General features: G+C 62.3%; 33 protein-coding genes. 22 read left to right on the forward strand and 11 right to left on the reverse strand.

Annotated elements, in window-relative coordinates:
- Positions 1-117: 117 nt before the first annotated feature.
- Entirely contained in the window at positions 118-285 is a 168-nt protein-coding gene (rpmG, locus tag V6766_RS23985) for a 50S ribosomal protein L33 (protein ID WP_018066542.1), read from the reverse strand.
- Between the two features lie 298 nt (positions 286-583).
- Here rpmG and V6766_RS23990 point away from each other — a divergent pair, with 298 nt between their 5' ends.
- Both V6766_RS23990 and V6766_RS23995 read left to right on the forward strand, forming a co-directional pair.
- Positions 584-1,261, forward strand: coding sequence for a spermidine synthase (locus tag V6766_RS23990; RefSeq protein WP_448470775.1), 678 nt, complete (start codon positions 584-586; stop codon positions 1,259-1,261).
- 102 nt (positions 1,262-1,363) lie between these two features.
- Entirely contained in the window at positions 1,364-2,281 is a 918-nt protein-coding gene (locus V6766_RS23995) for a sensor domain-containing diguanylate cyclase (RefSeq protein WP_448470776.1), read from the forward strand.
- 39 nt (positions 2,282-2,320) lie between these two features.
- Here the strand turns inward: V6766_RS23995 and V6766_RS24000 are convergent, their stop codons facing one another.
- The 4 genes from V6766_RS24000 to fabI all read right to left on the reverse strand — a co-directional run bounded on the left by V6766_RS24000 (position 2,321) and on the right by fabI (position 5,563).
- Positions 2,321-2,746 (reverse strand): DUF983 domain-containing protein, encoded by a 426-nt coding sequence (locus V6766_RS24000; protein ID WP_448470777.1) that lies wholly within the window; start codon positions 2,744-2,746, stop codon positions 2,321-2,323.
- A gap of 56 nt (positions 2,747-2,802) precedes the next feature.
- On the reverse strand, positions 2,803-3,900 hold the full coding sequence (gene aroC / locus V6766_RS24005; protein WP_448470778.1) for a chorismate synthase: 1,098 nt from the start codon (positions 3,898-3,900) through the stop codon (positions 2,803-2,805).
- A gap of 75 nt (positions 3,901-3,975) precedes the next feature.
- Positions 3,976-4,569 carry a histidine phosphatase family protein gene (locus V6766_RS24010; protein ID WP_448470779.1) on the reverse strand — a complete coding sequence of 198 codons (594 nt, stop codon included), beginning with the start codon at positions 4,567-4,569 and terminating at the stop codon, positions 3,976-3,978.
- Positions 4,570-4,744: 175 nt separating this feature from the next.
- Positions 4,745-5,563, reverse strand: a complete 819-nt coding sequence (fabI, locus tag V6766_RS24015) for an enoyl-ACP reductase FabI (protein ID WP_448470780.1) — start codon at positions 5,561-5,563, stop codon at positions 4,745-4,747.
- A 238-nt stretch (positions 5,564-5,801) separates the two neighbouring features.
- On the opposite strand from fabI, the gene pdxH reads away from it, so the two are divergent.
- From pdxH to fabF, 4 genes are read left to right on the forward strand one after another with little or no spacing between them, the layout of a single operon-like run.
- Complete coding sequence (pdxH, locus tag V6766_RS24020; RefSeq protein WP_448470781.1) at positions 5,802-6,419, forward strand: pyridoxamine 5'-phosphate oxidase; 618 nt, start codon at positions 5,802-5,804, stop codon at positions 6,417-6,419.
- Positions 6,420-6,430: 11 nt separating this feature from the next.
- Positions 6,431-6,901 carry a heme-degrading domain-containing protein gene (locus tag V6766_RS24025; protein WP_448470782.1) on the forward strand — a complete coding sequence of 157 codons (471 nt, stop codon included), beginning with the start codon at positions 6,431-6,433 and terminating at the stop codon, positions 6,899-6,901.
- A gap of 52 nt (positions 6,902-6,953) precedes the next feature.
- Entirely contained in the window at positions 6,954-7,388 is a 435-nt protein-coding gene (locus V6766_RS24030; protein ID WP_448470783.1) for a MarR family winged helix-turn-helix transcriptional regulator, read from the forward strand.
- Positions 7,389-7,431: 43 nt separating this feature from the next.
- Positions 7,432-8,706: a beta-ketoacyl-ACP synthase II gene (gene fabF / locus V6766_RS24035; RefSeq protein WP_448470784.1), complete on the forward strand. Its 1,275-nt coding sequence runs from the start codon at positions 7,432-7,434 to the stop codon at positions 8,704-8,706.
- Between the two features lie 2 nt (positions 8,707-8,708).
- On the opposite strand, the gene V6766_RS24040 is transcribed toward fabF, so the two are convergent.
- Genes V6766_RS24040 through V6766_RS24050 form a run of 3 tightly spaced genes read right to left on the reverse strand, consistent with a single transcriptional unit; the run spans position 8,709 to position 11,376 of the window.
- Positions 8,709-9,227 (reverse strand): GNAT family N-acetyltransferase, encoded by a 519-nt coding sequence (locus V6766_RS24040; RefSeq protein ID WP_448470785.1) that lies wholly within the window; start codon positions 9,225-9,227, stop codon positions 8,709-8,711.
- A gap of 44 nt (positions 9,228-9,271) precedes the next feature.
- A complete protein-coding gene (gene tldD / locus V6766_RS24045; protein WP_448470786.1) occupies positions 9,272-10,690 on the reverse strand; it encodes a metalloprotease TldD in 1,419 nt (472 codons plus the stop codon).
- A 59-nt stretch (positions 10,691-10,749) separates the two neighbouring features.
- A complete protein-coding gene (locus tag V6766_RS24050) occupies positions 10,750-11,376 on the reverse strand; it encodes an invasion associated locus B family protein (RefSeq protein WP_448470787.1) in 627 nt (208 codons plus the stop codon).
- A 359-nt stretch (positions 11,377-11,735) separates the two neighbouring features.
- Between V6766_RS24050 and coxB the strand changes: the two genes are divergently transcribed.
- The 14 genes from coxB (at position 11,736) to V6766_RS24120 (ending at position 21,803) form a co-directional block, all read left to right on the forward strand.
- Positions 11,736-12,632 carry a cytochrome c oxidase subunit II gene (coxB, locus tag V6766_RS24055; RefSeq protein ID WP_448470788.1) on the forward strand — a complete coding sequence of 299 codons (897 nt, stop codon included), beginning with the start codon at positions 11,736-11,738 and terminating at the stop codon, positions 12,630-12,632.
- A gap of 10 nt (positions 12,633-12,642) precedes the next feature.
- Positions 12,643-14,292, forward strand: coding sequence for a cytochrome c oxidase subunit I (gene ctaD / locus V6766_RS24060; RefSeq protein ID WP_448470789.1), 1,650 nt, complete (start codon positions 12,643-12,645; stop codon positions 14,290-14,292).
- A gap of 73 nt (positions 14,293-14,365) precedes the next feature.
- Positions 14,366-15,292: a heme o synthase gene (locus tag V6766_RS24065; RefSeq protein ID WP_448470790.1), complete on the forward strand. Its 927-nt coding sequence runs from the start codon at positions 14,366-14,368 to the stop codon at positions 15,290-15,292.
- A 4-nt stretch (positions 15,293-15,296) separates the two neighbouring features.
- A complete protein-coding gene (locus V6766_RS24070) occupies positions 15,297-15,431 on the forward strand; it encodes a hypothetical protein (RefSeq protein WP_018066523.1) in 135 nt (44 codons plus the stop codon).
- 9 nt (positions 15,432-15,440) lie between these two features.
- On the forward strand, positions 15,441-16,025 hold the full coding sequence (locus tag V6766_RS24075; protein ID WP_448470791.1) for a cytochrome c oxidase assembly protein: 585 nt from the start codon (positions 15,441-15,443) through the stop codon (positions 16,023-16,025).
- A 184-nt stretch (positions 16,026-16,209) separates the two neighbouring features.
- Positions 16,210-17,094: a cytochrome c oxidase subunit 3 gene (locus V6766_RS24080; protein ID WP_448470792.1), complete on the forward strand. Its 885-nt coding sequence runs from the start codon at positions 16,210-16,212 to the stop codon at positions 17,092-17,094.
- A gap of 60 nt (positions 17,095-17,154) precedes the next feature.
- On the forward strand, positions 17,155-17,436 hold the full coding sequence (locus V6766_RS24085) for a GNAT family N-acetyltransferase (protein ID WP_448470793.1): 282 nt from the start codon (positions 17,155-17,157) through the stop codon (positions 17,434-17,436).
- Positions 17,437-17,473: 37 nt separating this feature from the next.
- Positions 17,474-17,860, forward strand: coding sequence for a DUF983 domain-containing protein (locus tag V6766_RS24090; RefSeq protein WP_448470794.1), 387 nt, complete (start codon positions 17,474-17,476; stop codon positions 17,858-17,860).
- Complete coding sequence (locus tag V6766_RS24095) at positions 17,847-18,581, forward strand: SURF1 family protein (RefSeq protein ID WP_448470795.1); 735 nt, start codon at positions 17,847-17,849, stop codon at positions 18,579-18,581. Before V6766_RS24090 ends, V6766_RS24095 begins: the two co-directional genes overlap by 14 nt.
- Complete coding sequence (locus V6766_RS24100) at positions 18,574-19,053, forward strand: mismatch-specific DNA-glycosylase (protein WP_448470796.1); 480 nt, start codon at positions 18,574-18,576, stop codon at positions 19,051-19,053. The genes V6766_RS24095 and V6766_RS24100 overlap by 8 nt, the downstream gene beginning before the upstream one ends.
- An 11-nt stretch (positions 19,054-19,064) precedes the next feature.
- Complete coding sequence (gene ispH / locus V6766_RS24105; RefSeq protein WP_448470797.1) at positions 19,065-20,054, forward strand: 4-hydroxy-3-methylbut-2-enyl diphosphate reductase; 990 nt, start codon at positions 19,065-19,067, stop codon at positions 20,052-20,054.
- A 4-nt stretch (positions 20,055-20,058) separates the two neighbouring features.
- Positions 20,059-21,027, forward strand: coding sequence for a homoserine kinase (locus V6766_RS24110; RefSeq protein ID WP_448470798.1), 969 nt, complete (start codon positions 20,059-20,061; stop codon positions 21,025-21,027).
- Complete coding sequence (gene rnhA, locus V6766_RS24115; RefSeq protein ID WP_448429472.1) at positions 21,024-21,476, forward strand: ribonuclease HI; 453 nt, start codon at positions 21,024-21,026, stop codon at positions 21,474-21,476. Before V6766_RS24110 ends, rnhA begins: the two co-directional genes overlap by 4 nt.
- 18 nt (positions 21,477-21,494) lie before the next feature.
- Positions 21,495-21,803: a Dabb family protein gene (locus V6766_RS24120; protein WP_448429470.1), complete on the forward strand. Its 309-nt coding sequence runs from the start codon at positions 21,495-21,497 to the stop codon at positions 21,801-21,803.
- Positions 21,804-21,809: 6 nt separating this feature from the next.
- On the opposite strand, the gene V6766_RS24125 is transcribed toward V6766_RS24120, so the two are convergent.
- From V6766_RS24125 to V6766_RS24135, 3 genes are all read right to left on the reverse strand, one after another.
- Positions 21,810-22,910, reverse strand: a complete 1,101-nt coding sequence (locus V6766_RS24125; protein ID WP_448470799.1) for a hypothetical protein — start codon at positions 22,908-22,910, stop codon at positions 21,810-21,812.
- A 326-nt stretch (positions 22,911-23,236) separates the two neighbouring features.
- Positions 23,237-23,722 carry a redoxin family protein gene (locus V6766_RS24130; RefSeq protein WP_448470800.1) on the reverse strand — a complete coding sequence of 162 codons (486 nt, stop codon included), beginning with the start codon at positions 23,720-23,722 and terminating at the stop codon, positions 23,237-23,239.
- A 35-nt stretch (positions 23,723-23,757) separates the two neighbouring features.
- Positions 23,758-24,570 (reverse strand): protein-disulfide reductase DsbD domain-containing protein, encoded by an 813-nt coding sequence (locus V6766_RS24135; protein WP_448470801.1) that lies wholly within the window; start codon positions 24,568-24,570, stop codon positions 23,758-23,760.
- 141 nt (positions 24,571-24,711) lie between these two features.
- Here V6766_RS24135 and V6766_RS24140 point away from each other — a divergent pair, with 141 nt between their 5' ends.
- Together V6766_RS24140 and V6766_RS24145 are read left to right on the forward strand one after the other, a co-directional pair.
- On the forward strand, positions 24,712-25,323 hold the full coding sequence (locus V6766_RS24140; protein ID WP_448470807.1) for a YqgE/AlgH family protein: 612 nt from the start codon (positions 24,712-24,714) through the stop codon (positions 25,321-25,323).
- A 68-nt stretch (positions 25,324-25,391) separates the two neighbouring features.
- Positions 25,392-26,456 (forward strand): zinc-binding metallopeptidase family protein, encoded by a 1,065-nt coding sequence (locus tag V6766_RS24145; protein WP_448470802.1) that lies wholly within the window; start codon positions 25,392-25,394, stop codon positions 26,454-26,456.
- Positions 26,457-26,508: the final 52 nt, after the last annotated feature.

Raw genomic sequence — 26,508 nt, forward strand, 5'->3', positions numbered from 1 at the left:
AACTACTTCAAATCAACAGCATGCGTTGCAGACTAATCGCCCGACGCTCTAGCCCACAAACGAAAAACGCGCGGGCGAGAGCCCACGCGTTAAAAAAATGCCGATGGAAAGCCGGAATTACTTGATCTTGGCTTCCTTGAATTCGACATGCTTGCGCGCGATCGGATCGTATTTGGTCTTGACCATCTTTTCCGTCATCGTGCGGCTGTTCTTCTTGGTGACGTAGAAAAAGCCGGTGTCTGCCGTCGACAGCAGCTTGATCTTGATCGTTGTTGCCTTTGCCATTTTATTCCGCCTTCAAGAGCAATCCGCTCTCCCTGATGGAAAACGGAACCGGTACGCCCGGACTTTAATTTGAAAATCAAGAAGCGCCCGCAACGGACGCCTCGCATGCTCGCCGGACCGGTGGCCACGGCAAAATCTGGCGGGACACTACGAATCCTGGCGTAAAAGTCAATACGGAGCCGTTCCAAAAGCCGAACTTGTCGCATTTCTTCGTCGGCCGCGTTGCAGTGGGCGCGTTTTTGCGCGAGTTAGGAGGGGCAAACAAGCCTTACCCGTAAACCACCAGTCGACCGCAGCCATGATTCCCTGGATAGAACTTGATAGCGCCGCCATTCCCGGCGAGAAAGCCGCGCTGCGGCTCAAGCGCCGCGGCGACGAGTTCTCGATCATGCTCGGCGCGAACGAGTTGATGAACAGCCGGCTTTCCGGGTCCGAGGAGGCGCTGGCGGAATTGTCCTGCGCGAAGCTGGCCGGGCGCAAGGCGTCGGTGGTGCTGATCGGCGGGCTCGGCATGGGGTTCACGCTGCGCGCCGCCCTTGCCGTTCTGCCGGACGATGCCAGGGTCGTGGTGGCCGAACTGGTGCCGGCGGTGGTGAAATGGGCGCGCGGCGAGATGGCCGAAGTCTTCAAAGACTCGCTCGATGATCCCCGCGTTGAAATTCATACCGGCGATGTCGCCAGCCTGATCGAGAAATCTAAATCGGCATTCGACGCGATCCTGCTCGATGTCGACAACGGTCCGGACGGGCTGACGCGCGCCTCCAACGACCGACTTTATGATGCCGGCGGGCTTGGGCGATCCGCAAGGGCGCTGCGGCCCGGCGGCGTTCTCGCGGTCTGGTCGTCCGGCCCGGATCCGCGCTTCACCGCCAGGATGGAGAAAGCCGACTTTGCCACGGAGGTCCGGACCGTTCGCGCCAATGCCAAACGCCGCGGCGCCAAGCATGTCATCTGGCTGGGCGTCGGCCACGGATAAACTGAGAGTTGGTTTAGGGCGGATGCTTGTTCTGTGTCTCAACCGGCCCATATCTGAGATTAGTTTCGAAGTAGTGCGGGCCAAAACAACGATCGCGCCGATATGGAACGAAAACTGAGAAAAATTCTGCGTTTCGTCGAGACATCGGGTGTCATGTTCGCGGTTTTCGATGAAAACGATGTTCTGGTCTATGCCAATCGGCTGTACCGGGCGGCGTTCTTCCTCGCGGAGGACGAGTATCCGTACTGGGGCGATATGATGCGGCGCAATTTCGAGGCGCGCCGCGGGACGATTATCGGCGAGGCCGATTTCGAACTCTGGCTGAAGGGCACGCTGTCGCGTCGCGGCAAGGTGCCGTTCCGCGCCTTCGAGACGGATGTGCATGACGGGAGCTGGCTGTGGATGACGGAAACCGTCGACGAGGACGGCTGGATGATCTGCATCGCCAGCGACATCACCAAGCTGCTCGTCAAGGACAGCATGTTACGACAGGAGCGCGATATCGCGTTGAGGCGCTCGCTGACCGACGACCTGACGGGGATCGCCAACCGGCGCTTCGTGATGGAGCGGCTGAACGACATGATCGCCCGGGACGGCGCGGCCGCCAATGGTCGTCCCGGCTGTTTCGCGATTCTCGATCTCGATAATTTCAAACAGGTCAATGATCGTTTCGGCCACTTTGCCGGCGACCGGCTGCTGATCGACTTCGCCCGAGAGATCTCGCTGCAGGTGCGCAGGACCGATTGTTTCGGACGTCTGGGCGGCGAGGAGTTCGGCCTTGTGCTGCCGGCTACGACCGGCGCGGAAGCGATCGTGATCATCAACCGCATGCTGGCGCAGATCAGTTCGCTGCGTCCATTCCCGGATCACCCCGAATTTTTCTACTCCTGCTCGGCCGGCGTGGCATCGGTTATACCGGGCGAAGCGCAGAGCGAACTCTATGCCCGCGCCGACGACGCGCTCTACCGCGCCAAGAGTGAGGGGAAGAACAGGGTCTGCGCGTCGGAGATTGCTGCTTGAGACGGACCACGATGATGCCGGTGGAAGACAGCCGGCGCGTCAGTATTCGGCCGGCTGGTCGTCGCCCTTGCCGTCGAAGCCGTGCATCTTCAGCGCCCATTGCAGGCCGACGACGGCGCCCTTGATAGGCTGGATGATAGCGAAGGCGGCGATCGCCGTAAGCGGCACCCAGATGGCAAGATGGACCCAGTCCGGCACATCCAGCAACTCCGCGCCGGTCATGTAGCCGCCGACCATGAAATGGCCGAGGATCAGGATGACGAGATAGGCCGGCAGGTCATCGGCGCGGTGATGATGAATTTCGGTGCCGCACGCCGCGCAGGCATCGACGGTTTTTAGGAAACGCGAAAACAGCTTGCCCTCGCCACAGTTCGGGCAACGACATTTCAGCCCGTTGAGGATCGCCGGGGTAAGCGGGCGGTCGCGTTTGTCGCCGTAGCGATGATGTTCGGCGTGGTCTGCCATGATCGTCTCCGTGAAGCCCCGACTGTTTCAGAATGACGCGCCGAAGGCAATGCTCGTCAGTCGAGCCGGCCGGTCTGGCCGCGATCCCGCAGATAGTGATCGGCGATCGTGCATGCAAGCATGGCCTCGCCGATCGGGACCGCGCGAATGCCGACGCAGGGGTCGTGACGGCCCTTGGTGCGCAGGTCGACTTCCTTGCCGTCCTTGTCGATCGTCTGGCGCGTGGTCAGGATCGAAGAGGTCGGCTTCACGGCGAAGCGGGCGACGATCGGCTCTCCGGTGGAAATCCCGCCGAGAATGCCGCCGGCATGGTTGGAGAGAAACCGCGGCCGGCCATCGTTTCCGATCCGCATCTCGTCGGCGTTTTCCTCGCCGGTGAGTTCGGCGGCATTGAAGCCCTCGCCGATCTCGACGCCCTTGACGGCGTTGATCGACATCAGGCCGGCGGCGATCTCCTGGTCGAGCTTGGCGTAGATCGGCGCGCCAAGGCCGGCAGGCACGCCCTCGGCGACCACTTCTACCACCGCGCCGACGGAGGAGCCGGCCTTGCGGATTTCATCGAGATAGTCTTCCCAGACCGGCACCATTTCGGGGTCGGGGCAGAAGAAGGCGTTGTTGCCGACCGCGTTCCAGTCCCAGTTGTCGCGGTTGATTCTGTGCTTGCCGATCTGCACCAGCGCGCCGCGATAGGTTACTTCGGGCAGCACCTTGCGGGCGATCGCGCCGGCGGCGACGCGGGCCGCCGTCTCGCGCGCCGACGAACGCCCGCCGCCGCGATAATCGCGCAGGCCGTATTTGACGTCATAGGTGTAATCGGCATGGCCGGGGCGGTACTGCCGGGCGATCTCGCCGTAATCCTTGGAGCGCTGGTCGGTGTTCTCGATCATCAGCGAGATCGGCGTGCCGGTGGTGACGAAAGTGATGCCGTCGTCCTGCGGCAGCACGCCGGAAAGCACCTTCACCTCATCGGCCTCGCGGCGCTGGGTGACGAAGCGCGACTGGCCGGGCTTGCGGCGGTCGAGATAGGTCTGGATGTCGGAAAGCGTGAAGGCGATGCCGGGCGGGCAGCCATCGACGACACAGCCAAGCGCCGGCCCGTGGCTCTCGCCCCAGGTGGTGACGCGGAACATGTGTCCGAATGTGTTGTGCGACATCAAAAACCTCCGCCAGCCCGTAAGTCTCTAGGGCTCGGCTCTATAGCAATTGGTCGAGGAGGAAAAGGCTCGACGCTACACAATCCAGCCGATGACGCCCGTCTCCGGATCGAGGCGCAGGATATTGTCCTGCGGGATCGCAAGTTCGGCGGCCTCGGCCGGAGTAGCGCCGCCGACGATCCGGAACAGCGAGCGGATGACCCCGCCATGGGCGACGCAGACCGTCGGCCCCACCACGTCCTTCAGCCAGGCGCCCACCCGCCATGACAGGATTTCATAGCTCTCGGCATCGTCGCCGGGCGGCACGAAAGACCATTTGTCCTTTTCGCGCTCCTCGAGAAGCGCCGGGCTGACCGTCGAGAGTTCCTTCAGCGTGCGGCCCTCCCAGTCGCCGAAGGAGAGTTCCTTCAGCCGGTCGTCGGTGCGGTAGAGTTCAGGCGTCAGCCCCATGGCGGCGCGCACGCGCTCCATCGTCTCGCGGGTTCTGGAAAGCGGGCTTGCGACGAAGTCGAAGCGATGGGCGTCGGCGCCGAGAATCTCGGCGAGTTCACTGCCATTGCCATTGGCCTGGCTGCGGCCCGTATCGTTGAGCGGTATGTCCTGCTGGCCCTGAAGCCGGTATTCGGCGTTCCAGTCCGTCTGGCCGTGGCGGATGACATAGATCTGCAATTTCAGCGTCCCGTGGTTGCTGGCGCGTCGCCCGATCAACTTTCATTACAGGCGGATGCGAAAGTTCAAAAGGAGGAGGGGGTTTTGCACACTTTTCGGCGGACCGATATGGCGCTGAAGACACCTGAAAGAAAAAGGCGCGGGATGGTCCGCGCCCTCTCTGGCCAGGTGCCGCTCAGTCCTTGACCACCGAAATGTCCGGCGCGTCGACGGCCTTCATGCCGACCACGTGATAGCCCGAATCGGCATGCAGCACTTCGCCGGTGACCGAGGTGGACAGGTCCGACAGCAGGAACAGCGCGGTGTTGCCGACCTCGTCGATCGTGCAATTGCGCTTCAGCGGCGAATTGTATTCGTTCCACTTCAAAATGTAGCGGAAATCGCCGATCGCCGAGCCTGCCAGCGTCTTGATCGGGCCTGCGGAGATCGCGTTGACGCGAATGCCGCGACCGCCGACATCAACGGCCATGTAGCGCACGCTGGCTTCCAGCGCGGCCTTGGCGACGCCCATGACATTGTAATGCGGCATCACTTTCTCGGCGCCGTAATAGGTCAGCGTGAGCATCGAGCCGCCGTCATTCATCATCTTCTCGGCGCGGCGCGCGATCGCGGTGAAAGAATAGACCGAGATATCCATCGATTTCGCGAAATTCTCGCGCGAGGTGTCGATATAGCGGCCGGTGAGCTCCTCCTTGTCGGAAAATGCGATGGCGTGGACGACGAAGTCGATCTTGCCCCATTCCTGCTCGAGCGTGGCGAAAACCGCTTCAATGCTTGCAGGGTCCGTAACATCGCAATGGCCGGCCATCAGGGCGTTGAGCTCGTTTGCGAGCGGCTCGACGCGCTTCTTGAGGTTGTCGCCCTGCCAGGTCAGCGCGATCTCGGCTCCGGCGTCGTGACATGCTTTGGCAATGCCCCATGCAATCGAACGGTTATTGGCGACACCGAGAATAATGCCGCGTTTGCCTTTCATGAGGCCGGTTGCTTCCGCCATGTGTCGATGCTCCTTGAAACTCATCTGGTTTCTGCCTATGGCATAGGCGGCTAATCGGTTCAAGCTGACCTTTCCGCGTCGATGGCGCTTTCGCCGGCGAAACGCCGCTTGCAAGGCGCCGCGGTTTGGTCTTCTCTCATATCCATTCTCTCGCTTGCCGGGACGGACATCCGGCGCGATTTTTCCGCGATTTGATTGTGACCGTGCGGCAGGCGAAACATGATCGGGAGTGACGACGATGGCTGACGACGGCGGCAAGGCTGATTTCACCGAGGAGAACGACCCCTTCGAACTGTTCGCCAAATGGCTCAAGGATGCCGAGGCGAGCGAGCCCAATGATCCGAACGCGGTGGCGGTCGCGACCGTCGACGAGGACGGCCTGCCCAATGTGCGCATGGTGCTGATGAAGGAATTCGACGCCAACGGTTTCGTGTTCTACACCAATTTCGAAAGCCAGAAGGGCAGGGAGCTTCTTGGCCAACCGAAGGCGGCGATGTGTTTTCACTGGAAATCGCTGCGCCGCCAGATCCGGCTGCGCGGCCCCGTGGAGGTGGTGACCGACGCGGAGGCGGATGCCTATTTCCAGTCGCGCCCGCGCGGCAGCCGCATCGGCGCCTGGGCCTCGAAACAGTCGCGCACGCTGGAAAGCCGCTTCGCGCTCGAAAGGGCGGTTGCCAAGACCACGGCGAAATACGGCGTCAGCGAGATACCGCGCCCGGCGCACTGGTCGGGCTTCCGGCTGAAGCCGGTCTCGATCGAGTTCTGGCATGACGGCAAGTTCCGCCTGCACGACCGCATCGAATTCCGCCGCAATGCCGCCGAGGGCGGCTGGCACAAGGTCCGCATGTATCCGTGAGGGAGTTATCGATGGCAAACGAACTTGAAGATCAGGTCGCCGGCCAGGAGAAGAAGCTGGTTCTCGCCCGCTTCGACGAGACCGATGCCTGGGATCTCGGCCAGCGGCTGGTGGACCGTGCGCTGGCGCTCGACGCGCCGGTCGTCATCGATATCCGCACGCCGAGCCGGACGCTGTTTCATGCGGCCCTTCCGGGTTCCGCGCCGGACAACGACATGTGGGCGCGGCGCAAATCGAACGTCGTGTTCCACTTTCACCGTTCGTCTTATGCGATCGAGCTGGAACACCGCCGCAAGGGCCGCACCATCGGCCCCGAACTCGGCCTGAACCTTACCGACTACGCCGATCACGGCGGCAGTTTTCCCATCCGCATCCGCCATGTCGGCGTCGTCGCGGCGATCACCGTCTCGGGCCTTGCCAGCAAGGACGATCACGGGCTGATCGTGGATGTGCTGACGGAGTTTGTGAAGGAACAGGGCTGAGGTTGAAGCTCTCCGCACTTGACATCGTGTATATGCAACGTAGGTTGTCTCCGTGACATGGACGAAGCCGACGGCGGACGATCTTTCGAGCTGCCTCATACTCAACACCGTAAAGACGGCGCGGGTGCTCACCCGACGCTATGACAACCGGCTGCGTCCGCTCGGTTTGACGGTGGCGCAGTTTTCCGTGCTGTCGGTCATGCGCGGCAATCCGGGCAAGTCCATCAACGCGCTCGCCGGGCGGATCGCCATGGACCGTTCCACGCTCACGCGCAATATCGATCTTCTGATCGCCAAGGGCCTTGTGGTCAAAACCACGGCGGAGCGCGGCAACGGTCGAATCTGCCGGCTGACGGAGGAGGGGGAAAGGCGGCTTGATGCTGCAATCCCGTTGTGGCGTGAGGCGCGCGATGAAATGCAGGCGCAACTGAAGGATCACGATCCCGTAGCCTATCTTGAGGCGCTGGCGCGCCTTGCGGGCGCGTGATTTTTTTGCCCTGAAATGTGTATATACACGATAGGAGAGATGCATGTTCTCTGATGATCCGATTGTCATTACCGGAATGGGCGCGGTGTCGCCGCTTGGCGTCGGGGTCGACGTCAACTGGTCCCGGCTGATTGCCGCGCAAAGCGGCATTGTCGCCAATACCCGTTTCGATACCGAGGCCTATGCCTGCAAGGTGGCCGGTCTGGTTCCTGCAAAGACGGACGATCCGGACGGTTTCGATCCGCTCGATTTCATCGAGGCCAAAGAGCTGAAGAAGATGGACCTCTTCATCCAGTATTCGCTTGGGGCGACCGATGAGGCGCTGCGGCAGGCTGGCTGGATGCCGGAGGACGAGGCGGCGCAATCGCGCACCGGCGTGGTGATTGCGACCGGCGTCGGTGGCTTCCCGGCGATCACTGACGCGGTGAAGACGGTGGAGGCGCGGGGCCCGCGGCGGCTCTCTCCTTTCATTGTTCCTTCATTCCTCCCGAACCTTGCTGCCGGGCATGTCGCGATTCGCTACGGTTTTCACGGACCGAGCGGATGCCCGGTCACCGCCTGTGCCGCCTCGGCGCAGGCGATCGGCGACGGCATGCGGATGATTGCCTTCAATGAGGCGGATGTCGTCGTCTGCGGCGGAACCGATGCCTGCGTCGATCCGGTTTCGATCGGCGGTTTCGGCGCGGCGCGCGCATTGTCGACGCATTACAACAACGATCCAGCCGCCGCCTCGCGTCCGTTCGACAAGGGACATGATGGCTTCGTGCTGTCGGAGGGGGCGGCGACCGTGGTGATCGAACGCCTCAGCCACGCCCGGGCGCGCGGAGCCGAGCCGCTGGCGGTCGTCGCCGGCTATGGCACCAGCACGGATGCCAATCACCTGACGGCCGGGCACCCGGAGGGCCGCTACGCCGCCGCAGCGATGCGTTCGGCGCTCGCCATGGCAAAACTCGACGCCGCTGAGATCGACTATATCAATGCTCATTCCACCTCGACGCCGGTAGGCGATGCCGCCGAGATCGCCGCCATTGGCAGCGTTTTCCCCGCGCGCGGCAAGGATCTTGCCGTTACGTCGACGAAATCGGCGACCGGGCATCTTCTCGGGGCGGCCGGCGCGATCGAGGCGGTTTTTTCTGTCATGGCATTGCGGGACGGGATTATTCCGCCCGGCCTCAATATCCATGACCCGGAGGCGGCCGCTGATCGATACGATCTGGCCCCGCTCGCCGCAAAGGAAAAGCCTATCCGGCATGTTCTCTCGAACGGCTTCGGTTTCGGTGGGGTCAACGCCGCGCTGGTGTTTTCCAAATCGCCGTAACGTCAGTCCTGAGCGTACCGGTCCGACCGCTGCCACGTCGTCGGAACCGGCTTTTGCATCATGATCAGCGGGAAGGGCAGGCCGTTGTCGTCGGTTTGCCGCCGCTTGATGCCGCAGAAGCCGTGGCGGCGATAGAAGGCCAGCGCGCGGGTGTTGGCGGCATAGACTTCCAGCAGCAGGTGGCCCTTTAGACGGAAGGCGTGGTCGAGCAGCGCCGAGCCGATGCCGCCGCCCTGGCAATCCGGCGAGACGAAAAGGCCGCCGATGAAACTGTCGATAAGGCCGATGAAGCCGACGGGCGTAGTCCCGTTTACCGCAACCCAGGTCTCGGTTTCCGGCAGGTATTTTTCTGCAACCAGCTTCTTCTGCGCGACGAGCAGTTCGGCCGGCAGAAAATCATGGGCGACGGACGAGGCCCGATGCCAGATGTCGACAAGGACGGCGTTGTCCTCCGCCCGATAGAGACGGATGTCGGGTGCGGCAGAGGCCATGGCGGCGGAAGATGGGGTTACGCAATACATGGGCGCATTGAGCCCGAAAGGCGTAAACAATCCGCTAAGGCCGTCTACGCCTTGGTGCCGCCAACGGTGATCTGGTCGAGGCGCAGATGCGGCTGGCCGACGCCGACGGGGACCCATTGGCCGGCCTTGCCGCAATTGCCGATGCCGTTGTCGAGCGCGAGGTCGTTGCCGACCATGGAAACGCGCTTCATCGCATCCGGCCCGTTGCCGATCAGCGTTGCGCCCTTGATCGGCGCGCCGATCTTGCCGTTTTCGATCAGATAGGCCTCGGTGCAGTCGAACACGAACTGGCCGGAGGTGATGTCCACCTGGCCGCCGCCGAAGGTGACGGCGTAGATGCCCTTCTTGACCGAGGCGATGATCTCTTCCTTGGTCTTGTCGCCGGCCAGCATGTAGGTATTGGTCATGCGCGGCATCGGCAGGTCGGAATAGGACTGACGGCGGCCATTGCCGGTCGGCGCCACGCCCATCAGCCGGGCGTTCATGCGGTCCTGCATATAGCCGGTCAGTCGTCCGTTTTCGATCAGCACATTGTAGCCGGACGGGGTGCCCTCGTCATCGATCGAGATCGAGCCGCGACGGTTTTCGATCGTGCCGTCATCGACGATGGTGACGCCGGGGGCCGCGACCATCTGGCCGACAAGGCCGGAAAAGGCCGAAAGCCCCTTGCGGTTGAAATCGCCCTCGAGACCGTGGCCGACCGCCTCGTGGATCATCACGCCCGGCCAGCCGTTTCCGAGCACGACATCCATCGTGCCGGCCGGCGCGTCGATCGCCTCGAGATTCACGAAGGCCTTGCGCAGCGCTTCTTCCGCGCCCGACTGCCAGTCCTGACGCGCGAACAGATCGGCGAAGCTCTGCCGTCCGCCAATGCCGAACGAGCCGGTCTCCTGACGGTCGCCATCGCCGACGACCACAGAGATGTTGAGCCGCGTCATCGGCCGGACATCGCTGACGCGATAGCCGTCGGCGCGCAGGATATCGACGATCTGATGGCTGGCGGCGAGCGAGGCGGAGACCTGGCGCACGCGCGGATCGCGTTCTCTGAGATAGGCGTCGATCTCGCCGAGCATCGTGATTTTTTCTTCGAACGACGGCGCGCCGATCGGATTGTCTTCGGAATAGAGCCTGGTATTGGTGCCCCGCGGCGGTTCGGCATAGGTGCCGTCATAGCCGTGGGTCACGGCCCTGGCGGTGGCCGCCGCCCGCTTCAGCGCCCCGAGCGACAATTCGCCGGCATGGGCAAAGCCGCTGGCATCGCCCGCGACTGCCCTTAGGCCGAAGCCGTGGCCGGTGTTGAACGCGCCGCCCTTCAGCCTGCCATCGTCGAAGGACAGCGATTCGCTCTGCGAATATTCGACGTAGAGCTCGCCGTCATCGGCGCCGTGCAGCGTGTCTTCGACAATGCCGCGTATCGTCGCTTCATCGGCATCGAAATGGCTGAGGAGGTCGCGGTCTGTCATGGTCGTTTCCGTCTTTTTGTCCGTCATGCGTCCCATATAGGAACGATCGCGCCGCGATATCAGGGCAGGGCGTCATAGCCCTCGGCAAAGCCCGAGAGATCGACCGGGATGCCGATCGAGTTCTGGTCGACCGAGAAGTTGAGCGTGAACACCGCCTGGGTTCCGGCGCGCAAGATCCGCATCAGATCGTCGTCGATATCGACCTCGACATAGCAGCCGTCGAGATAGCAGCGCGAGAAATACGCCTTGCCGATATCGACGTTGTCGACGAACAGGTTCATGCCCTCGGGCAGGAAGACGCCGAGCGGGGTCAGAACGCGCAGCAGTTTCGCCTCGCGGTCGGCCGTCTTAAGCACCGCGATCGAGAGCCCGATTTCCGGGCGGTCGTCGGCGATCACGTTCTGCATCAGCGCGCATTGCTCGACGCTGGAGCCCGGCGGCTGATCGCAGACCATCGACCATGCGCCGTGATTCTCTCTGACCACGCTGTTATCCGCCGGCGGCTCTGGCGGCGCCGGCTGTGGGGCGGGTTCGGCGTCGGGCGTTGCGGCTTCCTGCGACGCTTCAGCAGCACTGTCATCCGTGGCCTCCTGGGCGAGAGCGGGCAGGGCGGCTGAAAACAGCAGGCAGGCGAGGCTCAGCGCGCCGACCCTTCGAAGCGCATGATCTGCGGGAAATACGGGCATGGCGCGGGCTCCTCGGGTGAATTGATATCTCTCTTTTCCGATACCGGGCTTTGTGCCGCGTTCAAAAGAAATTTTCAACGGCTGAAGAAGGACTTGACCTGGGAAAGCGCGGCGAAATATCAGTGGGTGCGCATGCCGCGTGAGACAATTTGACGCTTCAAATTGGCAAATGCTATGGCATAATTGTGACTGAGGGAGAAAAACCGGTCGATAGTGTCGCCTGTTCGCCGGCCAAGGGGTGCGTCGGCGTCGTGAGATGCTATCATGGCGCTATCGCGCCACGGGCGGTTTTGTTACTTCTGGCGCAATCGAACAGGATCCGGTTTGACCGAGGTCAAACAATGGTGGGAGAATTCAACGTGATGAATAAAACCAGAGCATGCATGACAGGTCTTCTCTGTCTTGCGGGCAGCGGGAGCGCCTTCGCCGCGCAGCCTGAGCCGTGGGAGATGACCCTGCAGCCGGCGGCATCGCCGATCATGCATCAGATTACCTGGTTCGAGCAGTATACGCTCTGGTTTATCGTACCGATCGTGCTTCTGGTGCTGGCGCTGCTGATCCTGGTGATGGTGAAATTCCGGGAATCGCGCAATCCGACCGCGTCGCGCACCAGCCACAACACCGCGATCGAAGTCGTCTGGACCGTCGCGCCCGTGCTGATTCTTCTGTTTCTGGCGGTGCCGTCGTTCAACCTGCTCACCAATCAGCTCACCATGCCGGAAGAGCCCGATCTGACGGTCAAGGCCACGGCAACCCAGTGGCTGTGGAGCTATGACTATCCCGAGATCGAGGACGGCGCGATTTCCTATGCCTCCTATCTGCTGACGGATGAGCAGCGCGCCGAATACGGCAAGGAAGACAGGGCGGTCTATCCGCGGCTTCTCGCCGTCGACAACGAGATGGTGGTTCCGGTCGGCGCGACCGTGCGTCTGCTCGTCACCGCAGCCCCCACCGACGTCATTCACTCGTTCGCGATGCCGGCTTTCGGCATCAAGATCGACGCCATTCCCGGCCGCCTGAACGAAACCTGGTTCAAGGCCGAGGCCGAAGGCATCTATTACGGTCAGTGCTCGGAACTCTGCGGCAAGGACCACGCCTTCATGCCGATCGCGATCCGCGCGGTTTCGCCCGAGCAGTTCACCACATGGCAGGCCTCCGCCGCCACTGACGTCGAAGCCGCGAACCGCGCTTTGATGGCAAGCATCGACAATCAAGAGCAGGGCGCGGACGCGGTCATGCTCGCCGACAAGAATTGAGGAGAGCGATATGGCCGAAGCAGCGCACGCTCACGATCACGACCATAAGCCCGGCTTTGCCGCGCGATGGCTTTTCTCGACCAACCACAAGGATATCGGGACGCTCTACCTGATCTTCGCGATCTGTGCGGGCATCATCGGCGGGCTTCTGTCCGTCGCCATGCGCATGGAATTGCAGGAGCCCGGCATCCAGATTTTCAACGGCCTGGCCGCGATGGTTTACGGCGATGCCGGTGCCGCCGCGATTGACCAGGGCAAGCATCTCTACAACGTGTTCACCACCGCGCACGGCCTGATCATGATCTTCTTCATGGTGATGCCGGCGCTGATCGGCGGGTTCGCCAACTGGATGATCCCGATCATGATCGGTGCGCCCGACATGGCGTTTCCGCGTCTGAACAACATCTCCTTCTGGCTGCTCATTCCCGCCTTCGCGCTGCTTCTGCTTTCGATGTTCGTCGAAGGCCCGGCAGGTTCCAACGGCGTTGGCGGCGGCTGGACGCTTTATCCGCCGTTCTCCACCAGCGGTATGCCGGGACCGGCGGTCGATCTGGCGATCTTCGCGCTGCACGTGGCCGGTATTTCGTCGATCCTCGGCGCGATCAACTTCATCACGACCATCCTGAACATGCGCGCGCCGGGCATGACGCTGCACAAGATGCCGCTGTTCGCCTGGTCGGTTCTGGTTACCGCCTTCCTGCTGCTGCTCTCCCTGCCGGTTCTGGCGGGCGGCATCACCATGCTGCTGACGGACCGCAATTTCGGCACGACCTTCTTTGCGCCGGATGGCGGCGGCGACCCGATCCTGTTCCAGCATCTGTTCTGGTTCTTCGGTCACCCGGAAGTCTACATCCTGATCCTGCCGGCCTTCGGCATCATCAGCCACATCATCTCGACCTTCTCGAAGAAGCCGGTCTTCGGCTATCTCGGCATGGCCTATGCCATGGTCGCGATTGGCGCGGTCGGCTTCATCGTGTGGGCCCACCACATGTATACGGTCGGCCTGTCGCTCGACACCCAGCGCTACTTCGTGTTCGCCACGATGGTGATCGCGGTGCCGACGGGCGTGAAGATCTTCTCCTGGATCGCGACGATGTGGGGCGGTTCGATCTCGTTCCGCGCGCCGATGGTGTGGGCGATCGGCTTCATCTTCCTGTTCACCGTCGGCGGCGTGACGGGCGTTCAGCTCGCCAATGCCGGTCTCGACCGCTCGTTCCACGACACCTATTATGTGGTTGCCCACTTCCACTACGTACTGTCGCTGGGCGCCGTGTTCGCGATCTTCGCCGGCTGGTACTACTGGTTCCCGAAGATCACCGGCTACATGTACAATGAGAAGGTTGCCCATATCCATTTCTGGGTAATGTTCATCGGCGTGAACCTGGTGTTCTTCCCGCAGCACTTCCTGGGCCTGTCGGGCATGCCGCGCCGTTACATCGACTATCCGGATGCCTTTGCCGGCTGGAACGCTGTATCGTCCTATGGCTCCTACATCTCGGCCATCGGCGTTCTGATCTTCCTGTTCGGCATTGCCGAGGCTTTCGCGAAGAAGCGGGTCGCCGGCAACAATCCGTGGGGTCCGGGCGCGACCACGCTCGAGTGGCAGCTTTCCTCGCCGCCGCCCTACCACCAGTGGTCCGAGCTGCCGCGCATCCGCTAAGGCTGCGCCACAAACAACAAAGCTCGCGCGCCGACAAAGGGCGCGCGGTCTTTTTTGAAATGAGAGCTGATCAATGACAGTAATCGACAACGACTTCGGCGGCGATGTCGCGCTTTCGGAAGCGACCGGGCGGGATTATTTCGCGCTGCTGAAGCCGCGGGTGATGTCGCTGGTGGTGTTTACCGCCTTTGCCGGCCTGTTTCTGGCGCCGGGGCCCATCAACCCGGTCATGGGCGCGATCGCCATCCTGTGTATCGCGGTCGGCGCGGGCGCGGCCGGCGCGCTCAACATGTGGTACGACGCCGATATCGATGCCGTGATGTCGCGCACCGCGAAGCGGCCGATCCCGGCCGGTCGGGTTCGCCGCGAGGAGGCGCTCGCCTTCGGCATTGCGCTTGCCTGTTTCTCGGTGGTCACGCTCGGCCTTGCGGTCAACTGGTTTGCCGCCGGACTGCTTGCCTTCACGATCTTCTACTACGCCGTGTTCTACACGATGTGGCTGAAGCGGGCGACGCCGCAGAACATCGTGATCGGCGGCGCGGCCGGCGCTTTCCCGCCCATGGTCGGCTGGGCCGCGGTAACCGGCTCGATCTCGCTCGACAGCATCATCCTGTTTTCGATCACCTTCCTGTGGACCCCGCCGCATTTCTGGGCGCTGGCGCTCTTCAAGAAGGGCGATTACGACGATGTCGGCATCCCGATGATGCCGAACGTCGCCGGCGAAAAATCGACCAAGAACCAGATGGTCGTCTACGCGGTGCTGACGGCGTTCGCCGGCGTCGCGCCGGCGCTGACGGGGCTTGCGAGCCCCTTCTACGCGGTGTTCGCAGCAGCGCTCGGCGGCTACTTCGTCTACCATTCACTGAAGGTGCGGGCGATGGCCGAGGGCGACAGCAAAATGGTGCCGGCAAAGAAGATGTTCGCGTTTTCGATCTTCTATCTGGCGGCGATCTTCGCCGGCCTGATGGTCGATCGCGCGGCCATGCTGGTCTTCGGGTGAAGCCATGATCGAAACGGTAAAATTGACCGACAAGCAGAAGCGGGCCCGGCGCGCGCGCAATATCGCGCTCGGCTTCGTGCTGTTCGGCCTCGTGGTGCTGTTCTACATCATCACTATGGTCAAGTTCGGCGCGGCCTGAGGAGGCGACATGACGCAAGCGAGCGGCAAACGCAATAACGGCGCGATCGTTCTGATGTGCCTGGTTTTCGTGTTCGGCATGACCGCGATGAGCTTCGCCGCCGTGCCGCTCTATCGCATATTCTGCCAGGTTACAGGGTATAACGGCACGGCCCAGCGGGTCGAGCAGTATTCCAACGTGGTGCTCGACAAGACGATCAAGGTGACCTTCGACGCCAATGTCGCGCCGGGTCTGGACTGGGAATTCAAGCCGGAGCAGAAGTCTGTTTCGCCGAAGATCGGCGAGACGGTGCAGGTCATGTTCAACGCCCATAACAAGAGTAGCGAACCCATACTCGGGCAGGCGATCTTCAACGTTACGCCGCTTCAGGCCGGCGCCTATTTCAACAAGGTGGAGTGCTTCTGTTTCACCGAGACGGTGCTGCAGCCGGGGGAGACGCTCGACATGCCTGTCGTCTTCTTCGTCGATCCGGCGATTGTAGAGGCGGAAGAGACCAAGGATATCAGGGTCCTGACGCTGTCCTATACGTTCTTCGAGCATGAAAAGCCGGTCGCAGCGAAGGCGACGACCGTCGATCCGGACGGGCGCTCATAAGGGTTTGTTGCCGCTGCCTGCGGATTGTCGCAGGCGGGGATTGATTAAGAGGGCAAGTTCGGACCAAATGCTGATAAAGCAGCGGGCGATTTGCCAAAGACCGGAAACGGTGTAGATGCTAGTTTACTGAAACGGCGCCCGACGCGGGGCGCGGTTTTCAGGGAGAGAGGAACGGGGACCAGGAATGGCAGACGCGCATCACAAGAACCACGATTATCACATCATCGACCCAAGCCCCTGGCCGCTGGTCGCCTCCATTGGCGTCTTTCTGATAGCCTTCGGCGGCGTCGGCTACATGCGCTATCTCAGCGGTGGTTCGTTCAATATTCTCGGCCTCAATCTGGCGCAGCCCTGGCTGCTGCTGATAGGTCTCGCGGTCACCATCTATGTGATGTTCGGATGGTGGTCGGACACGATCAAGGAAGGGCGCGAAGGGCACCATACCCCGGTCGTCTCGCTGCATCTGCGCTACGGCATGATCATGTTCATCGCCTCGGAAGTGATGTTCTTCGTGGCATGGTTCTGGGCGTTCTTCGACGCCAGCCTGTTCACCGGCGAGGCGATCCAGGCCGCGCGCGTGGAAGCGACCGGCGGAACATGGCCGCCAGAAGGCATTGCCGTTGTCGATCCCTGGCATTTCCCGCTCTACAACACCATCATCCTGCTGCTCTCCGGCACGACGCTGACCTGGGCGCATCACGCGCTGATCCATGGCGATCGCCGGGGGCTGCTCCAGGGCCTGACGCTCACCGTGTTGCTCGGCCTGCTGTTTACCGGCGTTCAGGCCTATGAGTATTACGAGGCGCCGTTTGCCTTCAAAAACTCCATTTATGGCGCCACCTTCTTCATGGCGACCGGTTTCCACGGCTTCCACGTGATCGTCGGCACGATCTTCCTGATCGTCTGTCTGATTCGCGCGGCCCGCGGCTCGTTCACGGCGGAGCGGCATTTCGGCCTCGAGGCGGCCGCTTGGTACTGGCACTTCGTCGACGTGGTCTGGCTGTTCCTGTTCTTCACCATCTACATATGGGGCGGATGGGGCGCGCCGCTGGCTGAAACCGGCCACTGAATTTGAAATCACCCTCCGCCGCCCAAAGAGGCGGCGGTCGGCTTTTGGGAAGGGTGCATCATGACCGTACAGGAAGAAAAGACCGGCTCGGGCGGACGCTATTACACGGTCGTTGACGGCCACGAGGCCGAGATGACCTATTCCCGCAGTTCCGAGCGGCTGATCATCATCGACCATACCGGCGTGCCGGACGCGCTGCGCGGCAAGGGCATCGGGCAGATTCTGGCCGAACATGCGGTTGCCGAGGCGCGAAAGGGCAGCTGGAAGATCATTCCGCTCTGCCCGTTCTTCAAAGCGCTGAGCGTGCGCAACCACAACGACTGGCACGACGTCATCAAGTGAAGAGGTGCCTTCCGGCTTCAGGAAGGCTTTCAAATTCATGCCCGCAGACCAAAATCCGCTCGCTCCGCTCATTCTTTCCGGCCTCAAGGGCCGCTGCCCGCGTTGCGGCAAGGGCCGGCTTTTCGATGGCTTTCTGGCCCTGAAGCCGGAATGCGACAACTGCGGCCTGGACTACGGCTTTGCCGATTCGGGTGACGGGCCGGCGATCTTCGTGATGCTGGCCGTCGGCTTTCTGGTGATCGGGTTGGTGCTGTGGACCGAGATTACCTATTCGCCGCCGTTCTGGGTGCATATCGTCATCTGGGTGCCGCTTGCGATCGCGCTTTCGCTGGCTGCGTTGCGGGCCTTCAAGGGCGTGCTGATCGTGCTGCAATACCGCCACTCCGCCGCTGAGGGCATGATCAAGCGCGATGACGATGCCTAGACGGAAGACGCTTGTGCGTGTGTTGGGACTGGCGCTGGCAGCGCTTGCCTTCGTGACTCTGATCTCGCTCGGCAACTGGCAGGTGCGCCGGCTGCACTGGAAGGAGGCGCTGCTTGCCTCCGTCGAGCAGCAGCTGCAGGCACCGCCGATCACGCTCGCCGGGGTAGAGGCGCTGCCGCGGAGTGAAATCGAATATCGGCCGATAGTGGTGACCGGCCGGTTCGAGCATGACCGCGAGCGGCATTTCTTCGCGACCTATCAGGGCCAGTCCGGCTATTACGTCTACACGCCGCTCAGGCTGGCCGATGGCCGCGCGATCTTCGTCAATCGTGGCTTCGTGCCGTTCGACATGAAGGATGCGGCGACCCGGCCCGAAGGACAGGTGACGGGGACGGTCACCGTGACCGGTCTTGCCCGCGACCGGCTCGACGAAAAACCCTCGTTTGCGGTGCCCGAGAACGATATCGCGCAGAACATCTTCTATTGGAAGGATATCGACGCGATGGCGCAATCGACCGGGCTTTCGGCCGGTGAGGTGGTCCCCTTCTTCATCGATGCCGATGCCGCGCCCAATCCGGGCGGGTTGCCCGTCGGCGGCGTGACCCGGGTTTCGTTTCCGAACGATCACCTGCAATATGCGGTCACCTGGTACGGTCTTGCGGCGGTGCTGGCGGTGATTGTCGGCCTGCTGGCGTATCGCGGCTGGCGCAAGCATGATTGACCTGCTCGCGCCGGGCCTCGATATCGTGTTCTGCGGCACGGCCAAGGGGCACATTTCGGCGCGCACAGGCTCGTTCTATGCCAACCCCTCCAACAAGTTCTACCGTACGCTTCATGAGATCGGGCTGACGCCGGAGCAGGTTTCGCCGAACGATTTCCGCAAACTCCTTGATTACGGCATCGGCCTTACCGATCTTAACCAGAGCGAAAGCGGCATGGACAAGGTGCTGACCCTGTCGGCCTTCGATATCGCTGCCTTCGAGGAGAAGATGCGGCATTTCCGCCCGAAGCTGATCGCGTTCACCAGCCTCACCGGCGCGCGCATCTATTTCGGCGACAACAAGATTAGCTGCGGCCTGCAGCAGCGCACGCTCGACGGCATCGCGATTGTGGCGCTTCCATCCACCTCGGGCGCAAACGCGCATTGGACAAAGGACCGTCATCATTGGTATCAGTTGCCCGGAATGATTTGAGCGAGATAACCATGACCCCACTGACCATTCGCCTTTGCGGCCCGCGCGGCTTTTGCGCCGGCGTCGACCGGGCGATCCAGATCGTCGTGCTGGCGCTGAAGCGCTACGGCGCGCCGGTCTATGTGCGTCACGAGATCGTGCATAACCGCTACGTCGTGGAAGGGCTCGAGGCGCGCGGCGCGGTTTTCGTCGAGGAGCTCGACGAGATTCCGGCGGAACATCGCGAGCAGCCGGTGGTGTTTTCCGCCCATGGCGTGCCGAAATCCGTGCCGGCCGATGCCGAAAGCCGGAACCTGTTCTATCTCGACGCGACATGCCCGCTCGTTTCCAAGGTCCACAAACAGGCGATGCGCCATGAGCGGCTCGGCCGCCACGTGGTGCTGATCGGCCATGCCGGCCATCCGGAGGTGATCGGCACGATGGGGCAGTTGCCGGAGGGCGCGGTGTCGCTGGTGGAAACGGTGGAGGATGCCGAGCGCTACGAGCCCGCCGATCCGGACAATCTCGGCTATGTGACCCAGACCACGCTCTCGGTGCAGGACACGGCGGACGTGATCGCCAAACTGCGTGAGCGGTTTCCGAACCTCACCGCGCCGTCTGCCGATTCGATTTGCTATGCCACCACCAACCGCCAGGAATCGGTGTCGGCGGCAGCGCCGGGCTGCGACCTCTTCATCATCGTCGGCGCGCCGAATTCGTCCAATTCCCGGCGTCTCGTGGAAGTGGCGAAAAGGGCAGGGGCGAAGGAGGCGATCCTCGTCCAGCGCGCCGCCGAACTCGATTTCGATGTGATCGGCCCGATCGGCACGCTTGGGCTTTCCGCCGGAGCTTCGGCCCCGGAGGTCGTGGTGAACGAGATCATCGAGGCGTTTCGTGCGCGCTTCGACACCACGATCGAGCTTGCCGAAACCACGGTCGAGAACGAACATTTCCTCGTCAACCGCCAACTCCGCGATGTCGAACTGACCGTCGAGGACATGGCCTTCGTCAACGGACGATAAGCACTTGGCCGTCTATACCGATATCAATGAAGACGATCTCCGGCAGTTTCTGAAAGCCTATGACGTCGGCGAACTCCTGTCCTATCGCGGCATCGCGGAGGGCGTCGAGAACTCCAATTTCCTGCTTCACACTGAGAAATTCCCGCTGATCCTGACGCTCTATGAAAAGCGCGTGGATGAGGGCGATCTGCCCTTCTATCTCGGGCTGATGCAGCATCTGGCCGATCGCGGCCTGTCCTGCCCGCTGCCGCTCGCTCGTCATGACGGTGCGCCCTATGGTCGGCTCTGCGGCCGACCGGCGGCGCTGATTTCGTTTCTGGAAGGCATGTGGCTCAGAAAGCCCGCCGCGCCCCATTGCCGGGAACTGGGCGTCGCGCTCGCCCGCATGCATATCGCCGGGCAGGATTTCGAACTGACGCGCAGAAACGCGCTGGCGCTCAAGGGGTGGGTCGATCTGTGGGACAAGTCCGCCGCCCGCGCCGACGAGGTCCAGAAGGGGCTGGAAAGCGAGATCACCATGGAACTCGCGACGCTGGAGGATCGCTGGCCGGTAGACCTGCCGGAGGGCGTCATCCATGCCGATCTGTTCCCCGACAACGTGTTCTTCATCGGCGACAAGCTTTCCGGCCTCATCGACTTCTACTTCGCCTGCAATGACTTCCTCGCCTATGACCTTTCGATCTGCCTCAATGCCTGGTGCTTCGAGAAGGACGGCGCCTTCAACGTCACCAAGGCGCGGGCGCTGATCGAGGGCTATCAGAGCGTGCGGCCGCTTGGTGAGGACGAGATCGAGGCGCTGCCGCTGCTGTGCCGCGGCTCGGCGCTGCGCTTCTTCCTCACCCGGCTTTACGACTGGCTGAACACGCCGGCGGGCGCGCTGGTGGTCAAGAAGGACCCGCTCGAATATCTGCGCTATCTGCGCTTTCATCGTTCTGTGGCAACGGCCAGCGAATACGGACTGGAACAGGTTTGAAGAAGACAGTTGAGATTTTCACCGACGGGGCCTGCTCCGGCAATCCCGGCCCCGGCGGCTGGGGCGCGGTGCTGCGCTATGGCGACAAGGAACGCGATCTTTGCGGTGGCGAGAAGCTGACCACCAACAACCGCATGGAGCTGATGGCGGCGATCGAGGCCCTGAAGGCGCTGAAGGAGCCTTGCACCGTGGCGCTTTATACCGATAGCGTATACGTCAAGGACGGCATTTCGAAATGGATTCACGGCTGGAAGAAGAACGGCTGGAAAACCGCCGCGAAGAAGCCCGTCAAGAACGCCGAATTGTGGCAGGCTCTTGAAGCCGAGCGCAACAGGCACGATGTCACTCTACATTGGGTGAAGGGCCATGCCGGCCACGAAGAGAATGAGCGCGCCGACGAATTGGCGCGTCAGGGGATGGAACCGTTCAAAAAGGGGCCAGGGCGCTGAGGCGCTTCGGAAAACATCATGATCATGCATTGCGTATTCATTCGATTTCGACAGGAAGCCGGGGCCGAGGAAAAGCAGGCGCTCTACGATGAGATCGCCGGGCTGAAGCGCGTCATCCCCGGCATCGTGGATTTCAAGTCCGGCGCGAATGTCTCGCCGGAGGGGCTCGACAGCGGCTATGGCGACGGCTTCATCGTGACCTTCGAAGATTCGGCCGCGCGCGATGCCTATCTCGATCACCCCGATCACACAGTGGTCAGCGAGAAACTCGTCGCCGCCGCGGCCGGCGGCATTTCCGGCATCCTCGTCTTCGATATGGCGGTTTGAGCTCGCTCAAGCCCAGAGCCGGACAAGCATTCGTCCGGCCGGATAGAACAGAAACCGCCAGCCGACCCTGAGGGCGCGATAGCTGAAATAGGCCGCGCCCAGGAGCCACATCGCGAAAGTCGCCGTCCAGCTTGCCGCGATGAGCAAATACCCGGCGAGTGAGATGGCGCCGGAGCCCAGCATAAAGACGATGGCGCGGAAGCGCTTGCCGAAGCGGGTCGAGAGCTTGCCGAGCTTGGTCAGGTCGGCCGGCGTATCCGCCACTTTCAGCATGTCCGTGCCGGCCTTGAAGCCGTTCTTGGTCATCACCGTGCCGACCTCCATGGCCGCGTCCTGCATCTTCACCAGCGGTTTGACGTCGAGCGAGCTTGTCAGCGCCCGCCGTGCCGCCGGTACATTGCCGCGCTTGAGCAGCGGCAGGCTTTTGCGCAGCGCCGGGCCGCTGACGACCTCTCCGGAAAGCCGGGTAAAGGAACGGCGGAGCGGCGTGGCGATCGCGCCAGCCTTGCCCGCGGCCTTCAGCGTGCTCGTGCCGATCTTGGCCGATGACGCCGAGCCGCCGGACAGCACCACCGCGCCGGTGATCGCAAGGCCCGCCACCGACAGGCCGAGGATCAGCGGATCATAGTCCTCGCCCTGCAGATAGGACCCGCCCTCGATGATGATGTCGCGGACATCGCCGACCGTCGTGACATCGGTGGCGATCGCGCCCACCAGTCCGACGGCGCTGTCCGGCTTGCCGGTCAGCGCGCCGTCCCACAACTCGTAGATCTGGTTGCCGAGGCTGCCGGCCTCCGAGACGGCGATCTCGACGCGTTCGCGCTCGGCGCCGTCGATGCGCACGCCGCGGCTGTCGGCAAGGGTGATGACGCTTTCGGCGAGATCCGGGTCGTCGCTCCCAAGCGCCTCGCGGATGGCGCGGTCGTAGTCGGCGGGCGTGAGCTGCTCCAGCCGATAATCCGTCAGCTTGACCGGGTCATTGCTGAGCGCAAGCAGCTTCACGGATTCGATGCCGTTCGGCACCACGAACGGCGTGGACACGATAAAGGCCACGGCGAGAACCGCCGTCGCCGTCCGCCGGACGGTTCTGCTGGCAACGCGTTGCATTCGGACCCTCCGTTCGGGCAGCTTACCAGAGCCGATGAAGAATATGGAATGGTTTATTATTCGGAACAGGCTCTGTTATACAATTAATATTAATTAATAAAAATGGATTCGACTTAAAAATTGCATTGTATTGTCTATAGAGTTGTTTCGTACGGCATCGAGACCAACGTGCCTGCCGGATCGCGGCTTGCGGCTCCGCCAAGCCTGACGTGGTAATGTCGCGGGCGCTTCCTGCCAAGTGTTGCGTCCGGGCATGAAAGAAGCCGGTCGGATATCCCGGCCGGCTTCCGTTTTTTCTTCAATGGCGTCTGCGCAAAAGTGCGCGCTCAGAGTTGGCCGAGAATGGTCGCCGCCGCGGAAACTGTGGCCTCGCCGGGATTGTCCTCGACATTCAGCTCCTTCACCTTGCCGTCCTCGACCAGCATGGAATAGCGCTTGGAGCGCAGGCCGAGACCGGGGCCGGACATGTCGATGTCCATGCCGAGCGCCTTGGTGAATGCGCCGTCGGCATCCGAGAGGTAGCGAATCTTGCCTTCTCCGCCGGTGGCCTTGGCCCAGCCGCCCATGACGAACGGATCGTTGACCGCCACCACCGCGATCTCATCGACGCCGCGGCTCAAAATGGCGTCGCGGTTTTCGAGATAGGTCGGCAGATGGTTGATCGAGCAGGTCGGCGTGAAAGCGCCGGGGACTGCAAACAGCACCACGCGCCGGCCCTTGAAAACGTCGTCGGTGGAGACCTGCTCCGGCCCGTTTTCGGTCAGTTCGCGCAGGGTGGAGGAGGGCAGCGTGTCGCCCTTTGAAACAGACATGGAAAACTCCTTCTCTTATCCTCTGGGGACGAAACCTAAGGGGAGACCGTTTCAAACACAAGCGGCGTTTCCATGGCCCGGCTGCCCGCCTTGGCAAGCAGCAACCAGTCGCCCGCGACGGAATCCCGGCCGTCGGGAAGGGAGGCCAGCGGTATTGCGATGGTGTAGACCCCATCCTTCATTTCGCCAGCGGGCGCCTCGACGATAAAGCCGCCGCTGCTGGCGAGCGTGATTTCGGGGTTCTCGGCTTCCGGCAGGGCGAGCGCAAGCTCCAGGGCCTCGCCGGTGCTGACCGCGCGTTCGACGCGGAAATCGGCCGATGGCGCTTCTGGCAGCGTGGTCTCGGCAACCGCGAGGATGGCGGCATCGACCGCGCTGTCGGCATAGGCGGAGGGCGTAATTTCGAACGTCGTCTGGAATGGAATGCAGATGTCCTTGCAAAGCCCAATAAAGGCGCTGACATCCAGCCGCGGATGCGTGTCCGGCGCGGCCTCGAAGGTCAACGGAAAGGTTACGGGCCCGTCATAACCCATATCGGTCACGCCAGCGAGGTCGATGCGCTTGGGCACCGGATAGGCGATCGCTGCGAGCGTCACGTCGTCATTGCCGGTGACGGTGATCTGCGGGGGGATGCCGCTTTCGCCGGGCTCGCGCCAGTAGGTGATGAAGCCTTCGGCCGGCTCCACCTGCAGCGCGGCGCGGATCGTGCCGTCGTCATCGGGCGCCGTCATGATCATGCGCATGCGCCCGCCGGCATCTTCGGCCCATTCGGTTTGTCCGGCATGGGAGAGGCCGGCAAAAGCGGGCAGGGCGAGTGCGGCGATGATCAGGATGCGGCGTGTTCTCATGCTTGCTCTTTAGCGCAGCCGGCGGGGCGGGGATATGGCGCTTCGATGATATTGCGGACAATTTGATTTGAATATCGCGTGACCTTGCCCCATCTTGGTTTCATGCCTACGATGAATTTTGAAAGCGGCGCAAACGGTTCGCTGGAGATCGACGTGTTGGAGAACTTTGCAAAAGGGCGTGAACGCGGGCCATTCGACGGCCAGTTCCTGATCGCCATGCCGCAGCTTGCCGAGAGCGAGTTCGAACGCAGCGTGATCTATATCTGCGCCCATTCCGGCGAGGGAGCGATGGGTTTCATCATCAACCGCTCCCAGTCCGTGACCTTTCCCGAAGTCCTCCATCAGCTCGACCTTGTCGGGGAAGAGCGCGATCCGGAGATGCCGTCCCTGATCGATTTTCCGGTGCTGTGCGGCGGGCCGGTGGAACCCGGCCGCGGCTTCGTGCTGCATTCCTATGATTATTCCGGCGACGGCAGCATCCCGATCAGCGACGATATGGCGATGACGGGCACGCTCGATGTGCTGAAATCGGTCGCCGCCGGCAGGGGCCCGGAACGGGCCACGCTGCTGCTCGGCTATACCGGCTGGGCGCCCGGCCAGCTTGAAAGCGAGATCGCCAACAATGACTGGCTGACATGCCCGGCGATCGAGGACATGGTTTTCGATCGCGATCTCGACAGCAAATATGAACGCGCGCTGTATTCGATGGGTGTGCGCCCCTCGTCGCTTTCCACCAATATCGGGCACGCCTGAAACAATCCGGCCGGGATCCCCGTTTAGGGGCGTCTGCCAATGATGGCGGATGCAATTGCGAGGCCTCCATGAAGATCTTTGAATGCGATCATTGCGGGCAGACCGTTTATTTCGATAACGATACCTGCGTCGCTTGCGGCCATCGGCTGGGCTTTGCGCCGGATGATATCGCCCTCTATTCCATCAGGCAGGGCGAGGGAGAGGTCTGGCACAAGGCGGATGATGAGAGCCGCCGTTTCCGGCTTTGCGAGAACACCGGGATCGGCGTGTGCAACTGGCTGGTGGACGAGGACGATGACGAAACCTTCTGCCTGGCCTGCCGGCACAACAACCTGATACCGGACACCAGCACCGAGATCGGGCTCAACCGTTTCAAGCGCATCGGCGCTGCCCAGCGGCATCTCTTCTATTCGCTGCTGCGCTGGGGCGTGGAAACGCCGACGCGCAAGCAGGACCCGCAAAACGGGCTGGTGTTCGATTTCCTTGAAGACACCGTGGAGGCTGACGGCTCTGTCACGCCGGCGATGACCGGCCACGAGGACGGCTTGATTTCACTCCGCGCGGCCGAGGCCGACGACGTGACCCGCGAGATCATCCGCGACCAGATGAACGAGCCCTATCGCACCATGCTTGGCCATTTCCGCCACGAGGTCGGGCATTATGTCTGGGACAGGCTGGTGCGCGATGACGGACGGCTGGAGAGCTTCCGCAAGGTGTTCGGCGATGAGCGCGAGGACTATCAGGCGGCGCTCCAGCGTCACTATGAGAACGGCCCGCCGCCGGACTGGCCAGAGCACCACGTCAGCGCCTATGCGGCGACGCACCCGTGGGAGGATTTCGCCGAGAGCTTCGCCCATGCGCTCCATATCGTCGACACGCTGGAAACCGCGCGCGCCTTTGGACTTGCGGTGGATGACGCCCGGCTCGAACCGCTCGGTGACCCCTATAAATGCGTCAGCGGCAAACGTCTGGCGGAAGCCTGGATTCCCCTGACGATCGCGATGAATGCGATCCACAAGTCAATGGGTCAGCAGGATTTCTATCCCTTCGTGCTCACCCCGGAAATCGTCGCCAAGATCGATTACATCGTCACCATGCTGAACGGCCCCAAGGCCGGAAAAGCGGCGGCGTAACGCTGAGCCGCGCCTGGCAGGGCCATGCCCCCGCTTTCGCGGGCGCGGGGCG

It is taken from the genome of Martelella sp. AMO21009, from assembly GCF_053484295.1.

What these genes read in the sequence shown, in the direction of transcription:
- V6766_RS24080 (WP_448470792.1), top strand. Translation starts at nt 16,210, where the DNA reads ATGGCAGACGCGCATCACAAGAACCACGATTATCACATCATCGACCCA.
- V6766_RS24135 (WP_448470801.1), bottom strand. Translation starts at nt 24,570, where the DNA reads ATGAGAACACGCCGCATCCTGATCATCGCCGCACTCGCCCTGCCCGCT.
- V6766_RS24065 (WP_448470790.1), top strand. Translation starts at nt 14,366, where the DNA reads ATGACAGTAATCGACAACGACTTCGGCGGCGATGTCGCGCTTTCGGAA.
- V6766_RS24050 (WP_448470787.1), bottom strand. Translation starts at nt 11,376, where the DNA reads ATGCCCGTATTTCCCGCAGATCATGCGCTTCGAAGGGTCGGCGCGCTG.
- V6766_RS24090 (WP_448470794.1), top strand. Translation starts at nt 17,474, where the DNA reads ATGCCCGCAGACCAAAATCCGCTCGCTCCGCTCATTCTTTCCGGCCTC.
- V6766_RS23990 (WP_448470775.1), top strand. Translation starts at nt 584, where the DNA reads ATGATTCCCTGGATAGAACTTGATAGCGCCGCCATTCCCGGCGAGAAA.
- ispH (WP_448470797.1), top strand. Translation starts at nt 19,065, where the DNA reads ATGACCCCACTGACCATTCGCCTTTGCGGCCCGCGCGGCTTTTGCGCC.
- V6766_RS24000 (WP_448470777.1), bottom strand. Translation starts at nt 2,746, where the DNA reads ATGGCAGACCACGCCGAACATCATCGCTACGGCGACAAACGCGACCGC.
- V6766_RS24120 (WP_448429470.1), top strand. Translation starts at nt 21,495, where the DNA reads ATGATCATGCATTGCGTATTCATTCGATTTCGACAGGAAGCCGGGGCC.
- V6766_RS24095 (WP_448470795.1), top strand. Translation starts at nt 17,847, where the DNA reads ATGACGATGCCTAGACGGAAGACGCTTGTGCGTGTGTTGGGACTGGCG.
- V6766_RS24130 (WP_448470800.1), bottom strand. Translation starts at nt 23,722, where the DNA reads ATGTCTGTTTCAAAGGGCGACACGCTGCCCTCCTCCACCCTGCGCGAA.
- V6766_RS24075 (WP_448470791.1), top strand. Translation starts at nt 15,441, where the DNA reads ATGACGCAAGCGAGCGGCAAACGCAATAACGGCGCGATCGTTCTGATG.
- V6766_RS23995 (WP_448470776.1), top strand. Translation starts at nt 1,364, where the DNA reads ATGGAACGAAAACTGAGAAAAATTCTGCGTTTCGTCGAGACATCGGGT.
- V6766_RS24040 (WP_448470785.1), bottom strand. Translation starts at nt 9,227, where the DNA reads ATGTATTGCGTAACCCCATCTTCCGCCGCCATGGCCTCTGCCGCACCC.
- V6766_RS24145 (WP_448470802.1), top strand. Translation starts at nt 25,392, where the DNA reads ATGAAGATCTTTGAATGCGATCATTGCGGGCAGACCGTTTATTTCGAT.
- V6766_RS24085 (WP_448470793.1), top strand. Translation starts at nt 17,155, where the DNA reads ATGACCGTACAGGAAGAAAAGACCGGCTCGGGCGGACGCTATTACACG.
- fabI (WP_448470780.1), bottom strand. Translation starts at nt 5,563, where the DNA reads ATGGCGGAAGCAACCGGCCTCATGAAAGGCAAACGCGGCATTATTCTC.
- fabF (WP_448470784.1), top strand. Translation starts at nt 7,432, where the DNA reads ATGTTCTCTGATGATCCGATTGTCATTACCGGAATGGGCGCGGTGTCG.
- aroC (WP_448470778.1), bottom strand. Translation starts at nt 3,900, where the DNA reads ATGTCGCACAACACATTCGGACACATGTTCCGCGTCACCACCTGGGGC.
- V6766_RS24025 (WP_448470782.1), top strand. Translation starts at nt 6,431, where the DNA reads ATGGCAAACGAACTTGAAGATCAGGTCGCCGGCCAGGAGAAGAAGCTG.
- ctaD (WP_448470789.1), top strand. Translation starts at nt 12,643, where the DNA reads ATGGCCGAAGCAGCGCACGCTCACGATCACGACCATAAGCCCGGCTTT.
- pdxH (WP_448470781.1), top strand. Translation starts at nt 5,802, where the DNA reads ATGGCTGACGACGGCGGCAAGGCTGATTTCACCGAGGAGAACGACCCC.
- V6766_RS24125 (WP_448470799.1), bottom strand. Translation starts at nt 22,910, where the DNA reads ATGCAACGCGTTGCCAGCAGAACCGTCCGGCGGACGGCGACGGCGGTT.
- V6766_RS24070 (WP_018066523.1), top strand. Translation starts at nt 15,297, where the DNA reads ATGATCGAAACGGTAAAATTGACCGACAAGCAGAAGCGGGCCCGGCGC.
- V6766_RS24100 (WP_448470796.1), top strand. Translation starts at nt 18,574, where the DNA reads ATGATTGACCTGCTCGCGCCGGGCCTCGATATCGTGTTCTGCGGCACG.
- tldD (WP_448470786.1), bottom strand. Translation starts at nt 10,690, where the DNA reads ATGACAGACCGCGACCTCCTCAGCCATTTCGATGCCGATGAAGCGACG.
- rpmG (WP_018066542.1), bottom strand. Translation starts at nt 285, where the DNA reads ATGGCAAAGGCAACAACGATCAAGATCAAGCTGCTGTCGACGGCAGAC.